Source organism: Microbulbifer sp. MKSA007 (genome assembly GCA_032615215.1).
Lineage (GTDB): Bacteria > Pseudomonadota > Gammaproteobacteria > Pseudomonadales > Cellvibrionaceae > Microbulbifer.
Map to the genome: position 1 here is coordinate 4,264,654 of CP128433.1, position 16,433 is coordinate 4,281,086.

General features: G+C 50.8%; 13 protein-coding genes and 1 pseudogene. 4 read left to right on the forward strand and 10 right to left on the reverse strand.

Annotated features, from left to right (window positions below):
• Positions 1–238: 238 nt before the first annotated feature.
• A pseudogene (locus QT397_21930) lies at positions 239–619 on the forward strand (hypothetical protein).
• A 289-nt stretch (positions 620–908) separates the two neighbouring features.
• On the opposite strand, the gene arfB reads toward QT397_21930, so the two are convergent.
• Positions 909–1,328 (reverse strand): alternative ribosome rescue aminoacyl-tRNA hydrolase ArfB, encoded by a 420-nt coding sequence (gene arfB, locus QT397_21935; GenBank protein WNZ55481.1) that lies wholly within the window; start codon positions 1,326–1,328, stop codon positions 909–911.
• A 427-nt stretch (positions 1,329–1,755) separates the two neighbouring features.
• Here arfB and QT397_21940 point away from each other — a divergent pair, with 427 nt between their 5' ends.
• The 3 genes from QT397_21940 (at position 1,756) to QT397_21950 (ending at position 5,222) form a co-directional block, all read left to right on the forward strand.
• Positions 1,756–4,134 (forward strand): SGNH/GDSL hydrolase family protein, encoded by a 2,379-nt coding sequence (locus tag QT397_21940; protein WNZ55482.1) that lies wholly within the window; start codon positions 1,756–1,758, stop codon positions 4,132–4,134.
• Positions 4,135–4,253: 119 nt separating this feature from the next.
• The gene (locus tag QT397_21945; GenBank protein ID WNZ55483.1) at positions 4,254–4,784 is read left to right on the forward strand and encodes a GNAT family N-acetyltransferase; all 531 of its coding nucleotides are present in this window, start codon (positions 4,254–4,256) and stop codon (positions 4,782–4,784) included.
• Positions 4,785–4,931: 147 nt separating this feature from the next.
• Entirely contained in the window at positions 4,932–5,222 is a 291-nt protein-coding gene (locus QT397_21950; protein ID WNZ55484.1) for a DUF1540 domain-containing protein, read from the forward strand.
• Between the two features lie 71 nt (positions 5,223–5,293).
• Here QT397_21950 and QT397_21955 read toward each other — a convergent pair whose 3' ends face one another.
• The 9 genes from QT397_21955 to mrdA all read right to left on the reverse strand — a co-directional run bounded on the left by QT397_21955 (position 5,294) and on the right by mrdA (position 16,413).
• Positions 5,294–7,009 carry an AMP-binding protein gene (locus tag QT397_21955; GenBank protein ID WNZ55485.1) on the reverse strand — a complete coding sequence of 572 codons (1,716 nt, stop codon included), beginning with the start codon at positions 7,007–7,009 and terminating at the stop codon, positions 5,294–5,296.
• A gap of 783 nt (positions 7,010–7,792) precedes the next feature.
• Positions 7,793–8,776, reverse strand: a complete 984-nt coding sequence (lipA, locus tag QT397_21960; GenBank protein ID WNZ55486.1) for a lipoyl synthase — start codon at positions 8,774–8,776, stop codon at positions 7,793–7,795.
• The gene (lipB, locus tag QT397_21965; protein ID WNZ55487.1) at positions 8,769–9,470 is read right to left on the reverse strand and encodes a lipoyl(octanoyl) transferase LipB; all 702 of its coding nucleotides are present in this window, start codon (positions 9,468–9,470) and stop codon (positions 8,769–8,771) included. Before lipB ends, lipA begins: the two co-directional genes overlap by 8 nt.
• The gene (locus tag QT397_21970) at positions 9,470–9,751 is read right to left on the reverse strand and encodes a DUF493 domain-containing protein (GenBank protein WNZ55488.1); all 282 of its coding nucleotides are present in this window, start codon (positions 9,749–9,751) and stop codon (positions 9,470–9,472) included. Before QT397_21970 ends, lipB begins: the two co-directional genes overlap by 1 nt.
• A gap of 167 nt (positions 9,752–9,918) precedes the next feature.
• Positions 9,919–11,064, reverse strand: coding sequence for a D-alanyl-D-alanine carboxypeptidase family protein (locus QT397_21975; GenBank protein WNZ55489.1), 1,146 nt, complete (start codon positions 11,062–11,064; stop codon positions 9,919–9,921).
• 239 nt (positions 11,065–11,303) lie between these two features.
• A complete protein-coding gene (locus QT397_21980) occupies positions 11,304–12,179 on the reverse strand; it encodes a septal ring lytic transglycosylase RlpA family protein (protein ID WNZ55490.1) in 876 nt (291 codons plus the stop codon).
• A gap of 147 nt (positions 12,180–12,326) precedes the next feature.
• Complete coding sequence (gene mltB, locus QT397_21985; protein WNZ55491.1) at positions 12,327–13,337, reverse strand: lytic murein transglycosylase B; 1,011 nt, start codon at positions 13,335–13,337, stop codon at positions 12,327–12,329.
• A 42-nt stretch (positions 13,338–13,379) separates the two neighbouring features.
• Complete coding sequence (rodA, locus tag QT397_21990) at positions 13,380–14,525, reverse strand: rod shape-determining protein RodA (protein WNZ55492.1); 1,146 nt, start codon at positions 14,523–14,525, stop codon at positions 13,380–13,382.
• Positions 14,518–16,413, reverse strand: coding sequence for a penicillin-binding protein 2 (gene mrdA, locus QT397_21995; GenBank protein ID WNZ55493.1), 1,896 nt, complete (start codon positions 16,411–16,413; stop codon positions 14,518–14,520). The genes rodA and mrdA overlap by 8 nt, the downstream gene beginning before the upstream one ends.
• Positions 16,414–16,433 lie beyond the last annotated feature (20 nt).

Here is a 16,433-nt window from a genome sequence, read left to right on the forward strand (position 1 = left end):
TTTCCCTCTCAAATTGCACTCCTCTTTCTTTTAGTTTCATTGATCTCGGGATGTGCCACCATGAGCGAAGATGAATGCTATGTCGCAGACTGGCAGGCAATCGGGTATGAAGACGGTGCAGCAGGTCGAGACATTTCTTATTTAGGGGGCGTCGTGAGGCTTGTGCAAAGTACGGTGTGTCAGTCAATACAACGGCTTATCGCAATGGGCGAACTGAAGGGCTGGAGCTTTTTGCACCGAGCTGCGCGGCTTTGATCAGGGTCGCTCTGGCAACAGCTATAACGGGGTCTGCCCCGCAGACCTCGAAGGGTTATTCTTGCGGGGATACAATTCAGGCCAGGATATTTTTCTTGCCAAATCTGCTGTCGAGGAACTGGTATCGACAATTCATGACCTGGAACTGGCAAGAGAGCATATTCTCGATGATATGACAGAGATCGGTGCTTTATTGGTAGATGAGACAGTCGACAACTCTGAGCGGGTGACATTGCTCGCTGATATTGCTCGCCTAAAGGTCAGGCATTCAGAACTGGGGATGGAAATTACTGGCTTGCAGTTCGAACTAATGCAGCGAGAAGCCGAGTATCAGGAAGTATTGGCCCGTTCTCCCTACTTGTAACCCTGCTCTAAAATCCCATAAGAGCCAAGATTACCTCTGTGGGCCCTAATCTGCAGAGGTTAATTCCTGTCTCTATCTATGGTCGTGAATCAACCATTTCTAATCCCGGTCTCCATCACTACCAAACTGACACCATATGATAAATAGAAAAGTAGGCCTCCTACAAAAGGCAGGCTTGCAGCGGTTGCCCCCCCTTTGCAACTTATAGACCACTAGAAAATTTGCACCAAAGAACCAAGTAAAAAGACAGCTTCAAGAAAAATTATTCTCTATATTTCGGACAACCGGATCAGTGCTGGTCTTTTATCCTACCCCGCATTGATTTCACTTGAGAGCGACGACTTTTTGCTTGCAGGCGACGCTCCTTAGCACCACGACTGGGTTTTGTGGCCACGCGGAATTTTGGCTTAAATGCAGCTTTATCCACCAGTTCTTGCAGTCGCTCCAGGGCATCCAGGCGGTTTTTCTCCTGGGTTCGGAACCTCTGAGCCTTGATAACCACCACGCCATCAGAGGAGATTCGACGATCTTTTAACTTTAAAAGACCACCCTTAATCAACTGTGGAAGTGAAGAAGCCCGAATATCAAACCGCAGATGAATTGCACTGGAAACTTTATTTACATTTTGGCCACCGGCGCCTTGTGCGCGTATCGCACTCATTTCGATTTCTTCTTGAGGGACAGACACCTTCCCTTTTCCATAAACCATAAACACCCAATGCCCGAGTTACATCATTTTACTAAAAATACAAAATCTAATGACCATTCTGCCCAAATAGTGCAGCTATTAACCAGCCCCACCACACAGATACAATTCGCCATTGACAGAAATCAAATTATAAAAAAATGCTTCCTATAAAATGAGCGTATCTAGGGGTAAACCTCATTTACCGGGAAACCCTCATTAAGTAATATTGCGCCAGCCGAATAAAAGCTATTAAAGGGGCCTTAAAGGCCAACCAAGATTTGCGGAATGATTTGTGACTTATTTTCAAGTCATAGTCAAATCCGCTAAGATTGCCCGGCTTCCTAGAAGTACTGGAGCAAAGAACAATAAAGACTCGCGCCCTGTAGTTTCCTCTGGACTGCTCCCGATGTCTCCGCGGGTGTGAGATTACCGCGACAAGGAGAAAACCATGCATAACGCCAAGCGTAGCCTCGCAGCGGCCATAGCACTCGCAACAATGACAAGCTCTGCGGCTTTTGCCAAAGAGGCAGCCTTTTCCCAGGTTATCGCCTTTGGTGACAGCCTAACCGATGTCGGCAACTACGATGTATTCACTAATGGGGGCGACGATCGAGAAGTAGCCATTAGTCTTTTATCCCAGAATCTGGGCCTGGGTGCCGTAACTCCGTCTTGTGCAGGTATGGAATCTTCCTTTTGCCTACCCACCGTAGACCCCTCACTGAGTGCAGAGGAACTTGAAGCTTCCGTTACTGCTCAGATTGCTGCTGGCTTGAGCAATGCCGGTACAGGCTGGGCCGTAGGCGGGCATAAAGCAGCTGATGTTCTGATGAATATCATCGGTCCCGACAACTATGCGGCCTACCTGCAGGCATATGGCCTGGAGGCTGATCCGAGCCGTCATAACCTGTTAAGCGCCCTGATGCCAACCACTGGTGACGAAGGCTTAACTCCCAGCTACCCGGACTCCGAACTCCTGACCCAATTGCTGGTACAACAGGCCACTGCGGCCCAATTAGTAGCCCAAGCCGAAGCTGCTCTGGCAGAAGGTGATACCGCAACTTATGCTGACCTGATGACCCAAGCCTCTGCTATGGGCGACGCCATTGAGGGCACCTTTGCTGATCTTATAGCCACTACTGGAACTTCCGGTAACCCACACCCACTGGGAATGGGCTACCTGGAAAGTACTCTGGGAAGTGCTGATCACAACGCTCTCTATTGGGTAAACGGCGGTGGTAACGACTTGCTCAGCGGTTTCGAAGATGTCGTCGCTGGCACCTCAACCATCGAAGAAGTCACTGCGGACCTGGACGTTGCATCAACGATGCTGGCAAGCGCAGCTGGCGCCCTATCCGATGCAGGTGCCAATTACATCCTCGTATCCAATGTACCGGATGTCAGCAAAACTCCTGGCGTTTACGCTGCAGCATATGAAGCCGTTTATTCCAGCGATGATGCAGACGCACTGCAAGCCGCAGTTGAGGCTGGACTGATGAGCCAGGAGGATGCGGATGCTCAATTGGCCGCCGCCTTCGAAGAAGTACTTCTGGAAGCAAGTGCCACGTCTGAAACCTTCAACTCAGCACTGTTAGCTAAGGCCAAGGATATCGATGGCGTTCTGATGGTTGACCAGGCAGGTATCCTGAAAGTCGCCCTTAATAACCCGACCATCTTTGGTTTATCCTCCTCAGAGAACCAACTGTTCTGTTACGACGGCAGTGGCAACGACTGTATTGAGCACTCCGTTTACGGCATTAACGGCACCGACCCCGATGCAGACAAACTGATCTTCAACGACAGTGTTCACCCCACTCAAATTGGTCAGGAAATCCTCGGTGACTACTACACAGCAATCGTGAATGCTGCTCAGGTTGCCGGTCAGCTGCCGGATATCGCAATCCAGGCTACTCGCACCCACACCAACAGCCTTGACGAGAGCCTGGCCAGTGTTCGTTACCGTTCCGCTCAGACTGGCGTTTTCGCCGGCAGCTCCCTGGGTAACGTCGACTACGATACCGATTACACCGCCAATGTCAGGGGAGACGGCTACTCCAATATTCTCGGCATGACTTTCGCCGTGCGCGACAATGCGGAAATCGGTTTTGCAGTAAGCCGTTCCAATATTGATGTGGATAATTCACAGCTTGCTATTGATTCCACCTCGACCAACTACAGCGTTTTTGGCCGCATGCACTACGACATTTTCTTTGTCGAAAGTAACGCGACCCTGACCGATGTAGATTACGATGACGTCAGCCGCTCTATCTCTCTGGGCGACACTTATAACGGCAACCTGACCGGGAATACCTCTGGCGAGAACTTGTCCCTGGGTATTACTGCTGGTGCCAACCTGCTCAACAGCGAAACCTTCCAGTTCGGTCCATTTGTAAGCTTTACCAAGGTAACTACGGATGTAGATGGCTACACCGAAGATGCCATCGAAGGCTTTACCTACACCGACCTGAGTGGCAATGAGCTCGACCCGCTGGGTATGCACTACGGTGATCAAGAGCGCCGCCTGAGAAATATGCGTTTTGGTGCCTTCGCCAATAAGAGCTGGGACACCATTAATGCCTATGCAGAAATTTGGTACGAAGACACTAACGGTACCGAAGAAGACACTATTGAAGTGGGTATAAAATCCATGGAAGGAAATATGAATGCCATGCCTAGCTATGCCAGTGTCGACGAAGGTATCTTCAACGGTGGTATGGGTATGATTGCCGGTATCCGCTGGCAAGCAGCTGACGCTATCGCTGTTAGCGCAACTGTCGCTTCCCGCCCAACGACTGAATCTGCCTCTGTCAATTTGACTTACCGCTTCTAAGTGGTAACTGTGCCCCCTGCCAGGGGGCACAGCCTCCCCTTCTATTTAATTTAACTACGATTCTTCTCACCTCAGAGCCTTCCCTCATCAGTGAAACTGAAAAAATAGGGTCCGTCCAAATGCTCCGATTAGAAACTGACAATCTGGTTATTCAAGAGCTTAATGAAGACCGGGATAACGGTTTAATGCTGGCACTACTCAATGATGCCGATTTTCTAAAGAATATTGGCGATCGCGGAGTTCGCACAAAAAGTGAGGCTCGCAACTATATCCTAAATGGTCCCATTGCCATGTATCGTGAGCACGGCTTTGGTATGTACAAAGTGTCCTTGAACAATGGCACTGCAATAGGCATCTGCGGACTGGTTAAGCGAGAGGGGCTCAATGGAGCCGATATTGGTTTTGCCTTTTTACCTGATTATCGTGGCCAGGGTTTTGCTTTAGAAGCTGCCAAAGCTGTAATGATGTACGCCAGGGATATACTGGGATTAACGCGAATCCTTGCGATTGCACAACCAGAAAATAAACCCTCTATCCGATTACTGGAAAAACTCGGCCTAGCCCACGAGAAGCAAATTGTATTGCCAGGCGAGACTGAGAAACTGGCTTTAATGGCCTGGGACAAAGACGCAGCTGAAATAACAAACTAGAATAAAAACTATTTCTTAAGAAAGTAATTCTGATATACAGCGTCACTGCACCTTGATAATAAAAATACCACACAGACCCTGTGGTTTTTCATTGACATGCAACCATGCTGGTCTAGTCTCCAACTTACTATTAAGGAGAGGACTGCCATGATTATCGCAACCGATATGCCAGAAGTCAGTCGATGTGCCGCCAGCCAATGTGCTTATAACGCCAATGATGCTTGCCACGCCAGAGCAATTACCATTGGTGACGGTGCCGATCCCGACTGTGATACTTTCTTCACCAACTCCCGTCATACAAGCAGCTCCCGTACCGCCGGCGTTGGTGCCTGCAAAATGGAAGACTGTAAATTTAATGATGACTTCGAGTGCTCAGCAGAAAGTATTCAAATTGGGCTGACAGGAAAATCCCAGCACTGTCAGAGCTACACTCACTGACTAGGCAACCAACAACCCAATAAAAAAGCCCGGATCAATACTCACCGGGCTTTTCTATTAATCGGGGGCGATTAACTCACAGGTTCAAGTGAAGCCTCTTTTGAGCCCTCACTCACCGCAGTGCGAGGCTCCCATACAATCCCCTTGGTATCCACGTGTTGTTTAAATAAAGGCTGATAATGAGCTTCAAGTACCTTTCGCTTAATCTTTAGTGTCGGCGTTAGGAATTCATTGAGGGGAGTCCACTCTTCTTTGGTAATAAAGATGGTCTTAATCCGCTCATGTTGCGGTAACTTATCATTCACTGAAGTCAGTAGCTTCTGCAAATGCTCATTAACTTCTCCCCGTGGTAATTTCTCAGCGGACTCGGAGATAGTCACCAGCATTACCGGCTGATCCATACCGTGCCCCAGAACACAGAGCTGGGCCAGCATTGTCTCATTACCAAAAAATCCTTCGAGTCGGCTGGGCTGAATAAACTTGCCTTTACTGGTTTTGAAGGTTTCTGAAATACGCCCAGTGATATGTACCAGACCGTCCTTATCAATAAATCCAGAATCACCCGTGTGGTAATAACCGTCCCGTATTACCTCCGCAGTTTTTTCCGGTTCAAGATAGTATCCCTTCATCAAGGAACCGCTCTTAAAGAGTATCTCCCCTTCCTCAGAAATCTTAACTTCACAGCCGTGATAAGGCTTACCAACCGTCCCCGGCACAGGATCTTCCCCCGGCGGAGCAAAGCAACCATAAATAAAATTCTCGGTCATACCGTAGCCATCGGCCACCTTCATTCCCATACGGTGGTACCAGCGCAGTAGTTCAATGGAAATAGGGGACGCACCGCTAACCAATATTTCTGCATCATCCAACCCCAGACCATTGCGAACTTTCTTTCTTAACCAGGTATTGATTCCAGGAATACGTAGCAGTACTTCTTGCAGCGACGGCGGGATTTTTTCATCAATTCCCTCTTTAAACTTGGTCCAAAGGCGAGGAACCGAGAAGAACATCGTCGGACGCGTTCGCTTTAAATCTTCCAGGAAAGTATCCAGAGATTCGGGGAAATGAATTGGGGTACCAGAATACAAACAATGGAATTCAACCAATATCCGCTCTGCGGCATGAGCTAAGGGCAAATAAGAAAGAACACGGTCATTCTCATCCATTCCATAACCGCGAATCATATTTGGGGAGACAAAAACCACCGAAGACCAGCTATGCATAACCCCTTTTGGATTACCTGTAGTTCCAGAGGTGTACATGATCGTAAAGATATCATCCAGATCAAAGGTCGGCTTTTCCTCAAAACGCTCACTCTCTTTGATTAGGGTTTCCAGATCCTGGTCACAACGGATCTCACAGCGTTGGATAGCAACCGAGGGCAGCATATCAGCAACTTCCTGTAGAGCCGCATTATTGTCGGTGGCCCCACAGAAAAGCATCTTCGATTCAGAGTGCTGTAAAACATAAGTCATCGAGGAGACAGATTGACCTGGGTAAAGCGGCACGCTGATCATTCCCGCCAGCATGATACCCACATCCGCAATAATCCAGTCCGCACAATTTTTGCCGTGAATAGCGATGCGATCACCGGGCTCGTACTGAGCGCGCAAGTAGCCAGCAATCCTGCGAGCCCGATCCATTACCTCACCCCAGGTATAGTCTCTCCATTGCCGCTGCTGCATTTGGCGAAGAAAGACCGTATCAGCCTGCTGCGCCTCCCTCTGATAAAGAAGCTCTAAAGGTTGCAGGCCCTTCACCTTCTCGTACTTTTCTTCCGGGGTCATCGCTAGTCCTCTCTGATTATTGTGTTTTTTTTAATTATGAGCAGTATCATTTGTCCGGGCAGATTGCACCAATATGCAGCACACCCTGAGCGGAGTTACCAAGATAACTAAGCAGTAAAGCCATTAAATAACGACTTTTACCCGGCTTGGCTAGATCCGCCGAATGAATATGGCAGATGAAACACCTAAAAAGGCAGAATCTCTGACAGTTATTGTTTTACCTTAAGTTACTGAAGATCAGCTATTAGTGCAATTATTGTTATCAACCATAAAATGCGAATGGCTGGTCACAAAGGAGCAGGCTCTTTGCTGCTTAATTGGGACATCAGGTCTAACAAAAGTATCCCATTTATCAGGACGCTACTTACTAATAGAACTAAAAACTAGTGCATTGTGGTACACAGTGTCACATGAATGTAATTCGAAATGACTTTTGATTTCTTAAAAATTTAATCCGCACTAATTTCTAATTTGATATCAGGCTTACAGAAAAACGACAAAAATCCACGGAGACTTAAAATCTATTTAAGGCAATTAATACATTAACCTTAATTTAATTAAGAGCATTAACAGCTCTTAAACATTGAAAATAGCCGCCTCAATACTTCAGAGAAAATAACTTTAATTTCTCAATCAAGAATATACTTTCAGAGCTCGCAACAGCGAAAGCACTGTCAGTTTTGTTTAAAAATAGATGTGTTTAACTGGGCGTTAAAAGCGAGATTGAGGAGGGAGAAATGGGGAGAGGGATGTGAAAAACACCCCCCTCTCCTACAAATTGTATTAACCTACCTTTTCTCCGTGAGCCTGCTTATCAGCATGGTAAGAAGAACGTACCAAGGGACCACAGGCCGCGTGCTTAAAGCCGATTTGCTCGGCGTAGCGGCGATACTCTTCAAACTCATCCGGATGGACGTAGCGTTGTACCGGTAAATGTTCTTTACTCGGTTGCAGATACTGGCCGATCGTAAGCATATCGATATCATGCTCGCGCATATCGTCCATTACCTGGAAAATTTCCTCTTTCTCCTCACCCAGGCCAACCATCAACCCGGACTTGGTCAGTACGTCAGGGCGACGCTTTTTGTATTCCTGCAGCAGCTTTAAAGACCACTTGTAATTGGCACCGGGACGAGACTCTTTATACAGGCGTGGCACAGTTTCCAAATTGTGGTTAAACACATCCGGAGCTTCTTTCTCCAGAATGTCCAGCGCTACATCCATACGGCCGCGGAAATCCGGAGTGAGAATTTCCACTTGCAGGTTCGGGGATTGCGCTCTCGATTCACGAATACAATTGGCAAAATGCTCGGCGCCACCATCGCGCAAGTCATCCCGGTCAACAGAGGTGATTACCACATAGCGCAAACTCATTGCAGCAATGGCATCCGCCAGGTTCTTGGGCTCTTCCGGGTCCAGTGGATTGGGCTTACCGTGGCCTACGTCGCAGAAAGGACAGCGACGGGTACAGATTTCACCCATGATCATAAATGTCGCGGTACCGCCACTAAAGCACTCTCCCAAATTAGGGCAGCTCGCCTCTTCACAAACCGTTGACAGTTTTTGTGAGCGGAGAATATTTTTGATGCGATCCACTTCTTTTGAAGCGGGAACCTTTACGCGAATCCAGTCAGGCTTACGCAGCAGGTTATCGCTGGCAATTACCTTCACCGGGATACGCTCTACCTTATCGCCATCGCGAAGTTTCTCCCCCTGCTGGAGGCGGCGAGTGCGCTTAACGGGCACCAGGTTGGGTTTATCAGCCATTACTTAATTCCTGCTGTTCTGCGCTCAGCTGCGCAAATACTTTTTCATCAATGGGTTGCCACTGGGCGTCGGGCAACTGAAGAGTGTGGAGCAGCTCGCGTACAAAAATCTCGGCGACCTGGCTCCAACTCGGGGTTGGTTCCAATATTTCTGCCATCTGCACCATCTGCATCCCCGCATAGCCACAGGGGTTGATCCGCAGGAATGGAGCCAGATCCATATCGATATTGATGGCGATACCGTGGAAACTGCACCCCCGCCGAACTCGCAATCCGATAGAGGCAATTTTACTCCCCGCACCTGGGCCTTTAGTGAGGTAGACCCCAGGCGCATCGGCCCTGGGTGCCGCTGCAACACCAAAGGTTTCCAGCATTGCCACCGTGGCAGTTTCCAGGGCAGTGACCAGATCACGCACGCCGATTTTTGCTCTGCGCAGGTCCAGCAATGGGTACACCACCAACTGGCCGGGGCCGTGATAAGTCACCTGTCCCCCACGATCCACCTGAACCACGGGTATATCACCGGTATTCAGCAGGTGCTCGGCTTTGCCTGCCTGCCCCTGGGTGAAAACCGGCTCGTGCTCTACACACCAGATCTCGTCGACACTTTCGCCATCGCGACTATCGGTATAGCGCGACATCGCCTGCCAGACACTCTTGTAATCTCGCCGCGCAAGATCGCGAACAATGGTCATCAGAGCACCATATGCACAGCGGGGTGCTGTTTCAGTTCTTCAAATAATGCTTTGAGCTGCTCCTCACCAGTGGCGAGGATAAAGAAAGTCATTGAGGTGAATTTACCAGTACTACTGTCACGTAAGGTAACGCGCTCTTCGTCCAGGCCGGGGGCATGGCGACGCATCACATCCAGTACAAATTCGTGCGCCTCATCATTGGCATCACGCACGACCTTGACCATGTAGTCTTCGCAGGGAAATTCAATTTTCGGGGCTTTTTGATTGGGATCTTGACTCATACCACTCTCCGGGGCCGGGCTGTTAGATATTGAGAAAAGCTTAGGCACAGCCGGGCGGCGATTATACAGCGGCTAAACAGTAGTGGACAGTGAGCAAAAGGGGAAGTGGACAGAGACTGAGGAGGGATGGACAGGGATGGGAATCATTCCCATCCCTAAATCAGCAATTAGCTAAAAAAGCCCATTACAAAGCGCTTGATGGAGTCCCACATGCGCTTGAAGAAACCGGCACGCTCCACATCTTCGGCAGCAACTGCTTTAACATCGGCGACAGTCTCACCATCCAGGGTCACAACAACTTTACCCACTGGCTGGCCCTTCTGCACAGGCGCTTCCAGCTCACCATCCACAATCAGGTCGGCCTTAATGCCTTCCTCACCGCCACGGGGGATAGTAACGAATACATCTTTAGCTACGGCAATACCCACGCTGGGCTCTTTACCACCCCAGACACGCTCCGTCTGCAACTCTTCACCCTGACCATAGACCTTGTGGGTTTGGTAGTAGCGGAAGCCGTAGGCGAGCAGTTTTTGGGTCTCAGAGGCGCGCTTCTCATCACTGTCGGTGCCGACAACAATAGCAACCAGGCGCATGCCGCGCTTCATTGCAGAAGCTACCAGGCAGTACCCTGCTTCTTCCGTATGACCGGTCTTAATTCCATCTACAGAGGAATCGCGCCATAGCAAACGGTTGCGGTTAGGCTGGTTAATTCCGGAATAGCTGAAATACTTCTCGGAATAAATATCGTAATGCTCTGGGTGGTCCATTATCAGCGCGCGCGCCAGTACACCCAGGTCATGGGCAGTCGTTACATGCCCCTCTGCAGGCCAGCCAGTGGCGTTGACGAAGTTAGTATCTTCCATTCCCAGCAGCTCTGCCTGCTGGTTCATAACTTCGGCAAAGACCTCTTCGCTACCGGAGACGTGTTCTGCCAGAGCGATACTCGCATCGTTACCGGACTGAATAATCACACCGCGCATCAAGTCGATAACCGGCACCTGGTCACCCACTTTGACAAACATCTTGGAGCCACCCTTACGCCAGGCCTTTTCAGAGATACGAACCATATCGTTTTCTTTGATGCTCCCCTTAAGGATCTCCTCAGAAACGATATAGGCCGTCATCATCTTGGTAAGGCTTGCCGGCGGTACCGGAGTATCCGCCTCGTGCTCAACCAGGACCTGACCGGTATTGGCATCTAAGAGCAGGTAAGACTTCGCCGCCAATTGGGGCGGTGCAGGGATAAGAGATTGCGCCTGGGCCAGGCCCGCACATAACAACAGGAAAGAACAGGCGATAATCCGTGTGATCATAGGTATATGTCTCGTCATTCCTCGTTTTCGTTGGCTTAACCTGCAACGAAATCTACAAGGTTAATCAGCGGCACTAGAGCTTGTCACCAAACGCCGCCTATCATTACAAAATTACAAAATACAAGAAAAAACGCGTCAATGCGCACTATTTTGTGAACGGGTATTCAAATGACTGCCACCGATATCATCAGTCACAATCATTTAAGGCGGTTATCACCCATCCCTATTAGCCCACAACACTATTCGTAAACTACTTGTGGCTGTCCAAATTGCTTCTGCTCAACAGTTTCCCGCGCTGTTGCCAAAGCTCTCTGCTGGGTGAGTGGACCAATTCGAACTCGATAATAAGTCTTGCCGCCACTCTGAACAGAACTAACAGCAACAGGATAGTCAATGGCCGCTGCCAATTGGGTGCGAATTTCCTGGGCCTGCGCGGAACTGCTATAAGCACCAACTTGCAGATAGGTATTGTCGGGCAACTTGATAGTCGTATCTTCCGCCAAACCAGCGGTGCCATCACTATTGGCCAGCACTTCATTGGCCGCCGGCAACGCGGCCGGGTCCAGAGCCTCTACCTCAACCCGAGCAATGCCTTTATCAATGTATCCAAGCTTTTGCGCAGCAGTATAACTGAGGTCGATGATGCGCCCGTGCACAAAGGGCCCCCGATCGTTTACCCGCACGATAATACTGCGGCCATTGTCGAGATTGGTGACCTTGGCATAGCTGGGCAGTGGTAGCGTTTTATGGGCAGCAGACATGGCATACATATTGTAGACCTCGCCATTTGCAGTGCGTCGGCCGTGGAATTTTGTTCCATACCAGGAAGCCTGCCCCACCTCTTTATAGCCCTTGACGTCATTGCGTACACGATACGTGACACCGTTGACCTTATAAGGGGATTTATTGCCGGCGTCGCCGATCGGCTCGCGGACAGGGATCGGCTCAGGGGCTGCTTGCATATTTACCGGAGCAGCAGGGCCACTATCCTTGATGCTATTAAAGTCCGGTTGCTTGGTGTTTTCGGTTTTCTGTGGTTTTGGCTGCGGGCCACTACAGGCCGCTAATATCAGGACCGCCAGGGCCACTCCCCAACGCGCTTTGCACTGAAACATAATCCCCCCGGCGCGCGACAACTTATTGCTGCCGTCTCCAAGCCGCTATTATCTGGAACTGCTAAATAAAATAGAAAAATATGAACACTAAAAACCCAAATGGTTCCCTCCATTTGGGTTAAATTTAGCTGCGGGACTGAAGCCGCCTTAAGACTTGCCGCCTCTCGCTTTAACAATCTCTTGGGCCAGGTCATTGACGGCCATAGCGTAAAGGCGACTGCGGTTATAGCGGGTGATAGTCGCGAAATTATTCAAACCGAGCCAATACTGTTTTCCCTGCTCAGTTTGCAGGGAGAATACGTTGGCCGGCATTTCCGGAGCCACCTGGCTAGTAGCGTTAAAGCCTTTGTCCGCCAATTCTCCAACGGTCCACTGCGGCTGCAGAGTATCGTTGACGATTGTCATGTCCGCATTCGGGCGGGGGCTGGCCAGTACCGCGACCGGTTCACCGGGCTTCCATCCATGTTTAACGAAATAGTTAGCCACACTGCCGATCGCATCGGTAGGGTTGTTCCATATATCCGCCTTGCCATCGTCGCTGAAGTCCACCGCATAAGAGCGGTAGCTTGAAGGCATGAATTGACCGTAGCCCATAGCCCCAGCATAAGAGCCCTTGAGAGCCAAGGGGTCCATATCCTGCTCACGAGTCAGCAGAAGGTAGTTTTCTAACTCTTTGGTAAAAAACGCAGAGCGACGGGGGTAGTTAAATGCCAGCGTGGAAAGTGCATCCAAAACCCGGTAGCCGCCCATATTACCGCCGTATCGGGTTTCAATTCCGATGATGGCAACAATCATCTCTGCCGGTACACCGTATTTCTTTTCAGCCTCAGCCAGGGCCTCGGCATTTTGATCCCAAAAGTCTACCCCACCGGCAATGCTCTGCGGGGTAAGAAACATTTTGCGATATTCGTGCCAGGGCTTGGCTTTCTCAGCTGGCCGTTTGATCGCCTTTAGGATGGAATCTTTGCGCTTGGCCTCACGCATCAGAGTCTGCATTTCTTCGCGATTAAAATCGTGCTCTTCCACCATATAATCTACGAATTCTTGCGCTTGTTTATTATTTCCGTGACCCGGTTCCTGCGCACAGGCGGCGAGGGCCAGTCCCATCCCGATTAATAATCCCGAGGTCCACTTCAAAACGACCGCTCCTGTCTTCATCTCGCGTCTCTAAATCCGGTTATTGTCCCTATGCAGTGTTCCTCAAAAGTGAACTCTGCGCCGCTCAGTGCCAACAGCCATCAACAAGCCAAATCCGGCCATCAATGTAATCAAGGATGTCCCGCCGTAACTAATCACAGGCAAAGGCACCCCAACTACCGGCAACAATCCTGTAACCATACCAATGTTTACAAATACATAGACAAAAAAAGTGAGGGTAATACTCCCCGCCAACAATCGGCCAAATACGTGCTGGGCCATAAAGCTGATGTAAATGCCACGGGCGATAATCAATACATATAGCAAAAGCAGCAACAGGGCGCCGCGCATGCCCCACTCCTCCGACAGTACCGCGATAATAAAATCGGTATGGCTCTCCGGCAGGAAATCGAGCTGTGACTGGGTTCCCTGCAGGTAGCCTTTGCCGTAAACACCACCGGAGCCGATAGCCGCTTTGGAGTTAAATATATTCCAACCAGCACCAAAACGGTCATCATCTGGGTTGAGCAGGGTCAAAATTCGCTGCCGTTGGTAATCGTGGAGCCCCCAGTGCCAAATTGGATAGGCAGCAACCAACAGCGCCATTGCCGCCGCACTGATCATCTTCCAACTCAACCCAGCTAGATACAGGGCAAAAAGACCGGACGCCGCAATCAGGATCGAGGTCCCCAAATCCGGTTGCCGTACGATAAGAGCTGCGGGAATCGCCACAATTGCCAAAGCTCCAATCACCGTGGTCAGTGATGGCGGCAAGCGGCGTTGATGCAGGTAAGCTGCCACTGCCATGGGAACACCGAGCTTCATCACTTCCGACGGCTGGAAGCGAAATCCGCCTATCTCCAACCAGCGCTGCGCCCCCATCGCCTTGGTGCCAAAAAACAATACCCCAACCAATAGCGCACAACCGGCCAAATAGGCCCAGGGAGACCAGCGCCGATAAAAATCCAGGGGAATTTGCGCAACGATAAACATGCCCACGAAGGCCACGCACATAAAAATCGACTGGCGCCGCACATAGTTCATATCACCGCCAGAAGCGCTGTACAGCACTCCAAGTCCTACGGCTGCCAACACCAACAACAGCACCAGTAGCGGTATATCAATATGCAGGCGGCGGGAAAGACTGACCGGCTTGCGCAGACTGCCGTGGGCATCTGACAAACGGTGGGAGAAATCGCGACTAGCCATTGCCAGCCCCCTCGCTCAAATAAGTGGTATCCGCCGTCTTCTGCGGTTCCAACTGCGGGCGTGACATCCACTCCGCAAATAGCTCTCTTGCCACCGGGGCAGCGACCTTGCCGCCGCCCTCACCATTTTCGACTAATACCGAAACAGCGATACGGGGGTTATCCACAGGCGCGAAGGCCACAAACAGGGCGTGGTCTCGGTGGCGCTCTTGCAGGGCCTCTGAGTCATAGCGCTCCCCCTGGGCAATACCGACCACCTGAGCGGTACCGGACTTACCCGCCACGCGGAAGTCCAGATCTTTACCTGCCCGTTTCCCGGTACCGGTACGGTGGTTGACTACAGCCTCCATTCCCTCGAATACCAAATCCCAGTGATCAGGGCGGGCCTCGAGGTTGTGCAGTATCTCGGGAGGTTGTTCCACCCCGTTGATCGACTTGACCATCTGCGGGCGGTAGTGGGTACCGCGATTGGCAATCGTGGCAGTCATTACTGCAAGCTGCAGTGGCGTCGCCAACACAAAACCCTGCCCCAGCACCGCATTCAAACTGTCACCGGGAAACCAGGGCATACCGCGGGCACCGCGCTTCCAATCTCTAGAGGGAAACAACCCGGAGCGCTCCATGGGCAAGTCGACTCCGGTCTTTGTCCCCAGGCCAAAATGGGAGGCGATGCTGTGCATATCATCGATATCCCAGCGGTGCGCCATATCCCAAAAGTAGACGTCACAGCTCTGCGCCATGGCCTGTATCAGATCCACTTTCTCACCGTGCCCCCAGCGCACGTGGTCGCGGTAGATGCGCGGATCGTTGGGCAGCTTGTAAAAGCCGGGGTCCTTGACTGTACTCTCTCGAGTAATAATGCCCGCCTGGAGTCCACCCAGCCCCATCAACGGCTTTAAAGTGGAACCCGGTGGATACTGACCCTGCACCGCCCGATTAAACAGGGGCACATCGAGGGAATCGCTGAGGGCGCGATAGTCGGCAAAGCTGATGCCGGTCACAAACAAATTGGGGTCGAAGGACGGCTTGCTGACAAACGCCAACACGCCACCGCTATTTACATCGATCGCAACTACTGCACCGCGACGATCTCCCAGGGCATCAGAGGCGACTTGTTGCAGTTGAGCATCCAGGTTGAGCACCAGATCCGAGCCCGGTTTGGGGTCCTGGCGCTCCAGTACTCGTAAAACCCGGCCACGAGCATTAATTTCAACATTTTCATAACCGACCTCACCAAGCAGGAGGTCCTCGTAGGAGCGTTCCAACCCAACCTTACCGATGCTACGGGTACCGCGATAGCGGCGCACATCATCCTCGGTAAAGTTACTCAGGTCCCGGTCACTGATTCGCCCCACATAGCCCACACTGTGGGCAAATAAATCCCCGAGGGAGTAGTAACGCACCAACTCCGCCTCCACTGACACCCCAGGCATACGGAATTGATTAACACTGATCCGTGCGATTTCATCTTCGTTCAAACGAAACCGGAGAGGCACTGGCTCATAGGGGCGCCGGCGCTTGAGGCGTTTCTGGAATTTGGTGACATCGTTTTCATCGAGTCGCACCAGGTTACCGATCAGCTCTAGCGTGACATCCATATCGCGAACGCGCTCGCGAACAATCGACAAGTTATAACTGGCGCGGTTATCGGCTAGCAAAATGCCGTTGCGGTCGTAGATCAATCCGCGGGTCGGCGCGACCGGGCGCACCTGGATACGGTTCTCATCAGATTGAGTGCGGTAGTCTTCGTAATTAACCACCTGGAGGTTGTAGAAACGCGCTACGAGAACACCCAGTAAAAAGATAACCCCCACAAGCGCCACCAACATACGATTGCGAAACAATCGCTGCTCGGTATGGGGGTCCTTGAGATGGTAATCGTGCGGCATCAGAATTTATTCGATGGTTT

Coding starts and splice junctions, on each gene's coding strand:
- QT397_21975 (WNZ55489.1), bottom strand. CDS start 11,064: ATGATCACACGGATTATCGCCTGTTCTTTCCTGTTGTTATGTGCGGGC.
- lipB (WNZ55487.1), bottom strand. CDS start 9,470: ATGACCATTGTTCGCGATCTTGCGCGGCGAGATTACAAGAGTGTCTGG.
- QT397_21950 (WNZ55484.1), top strand. CDS start 4,932: ATGATTATCGCAACCGATATGCCAGAAGTCAGTCGATGTGCCGCCAGC.
- mltB (WNZ55491.1), bottom strand. CDS start 13,337: ATGAAGACAGGAGCGGTCGTTTTGAAGTGGACCTCGGGATTATTAATC.
- mrdA (WNZ55493.1), bottom strand. CDS start 16,413: ATGCCGCACGATTACCATCTCAAGGACCCCCATACCGAGCAGCGATTG.
- rodA (WNZ55492.1), bottom strand. CDS start 14,525: ATGGCTAGTCGCGATTTCTCCCACCGTTTGTCAGATGCCCACGGCAGT.
- lipA (WNZ55486.1), bottom strand. CDS start 8,776: ATGGCTGATAAACCCAACCTGGTGCCCGTTAAGCGCACTCGCCGCCTC.
- arfB (WNZ55481.1), bottom strand. CDS start 1,328: ATGGTTTATGGAAAAGGGAAGGTGTCTGTCCCTCAAGAAGAAATCGAA.
- QT397_21980 (WNZ55490.1), bottom strand. CDS start 12,179: ATGTTTCAGTGCAAAGCGCGTTGGGGAGTGGCCCTGGCGGTCCTGATA.
- QT397_21940 (WNZ55482.1), top strand. CDS start 1,756: ATGCATAACGCCAAGCGTAGCCTCGCAGCGGCCATAGCACTCGCAACA.
- QT397_21970 (WNZ55488.1), bottom strand. CDS start 9,751: ATGAGTCAAGATCCCAATCAAAAAGCCCCGAAAATTGAATTTCCCTGC.
- QT397_21955 (WNZ55485.1), bottom strand. CDS start 7,009: ATGACCCCGGAAGAAAAGTACGAGAAGGTGAAGGGCCTGCAACCTTTA.
- QT397_21945 (WNZ55483.1), top strand. CDS start 4,254: ATGCTCCGATTAGAAACTGACAATCTGGTTATTCAAGAGCTTAATGAA.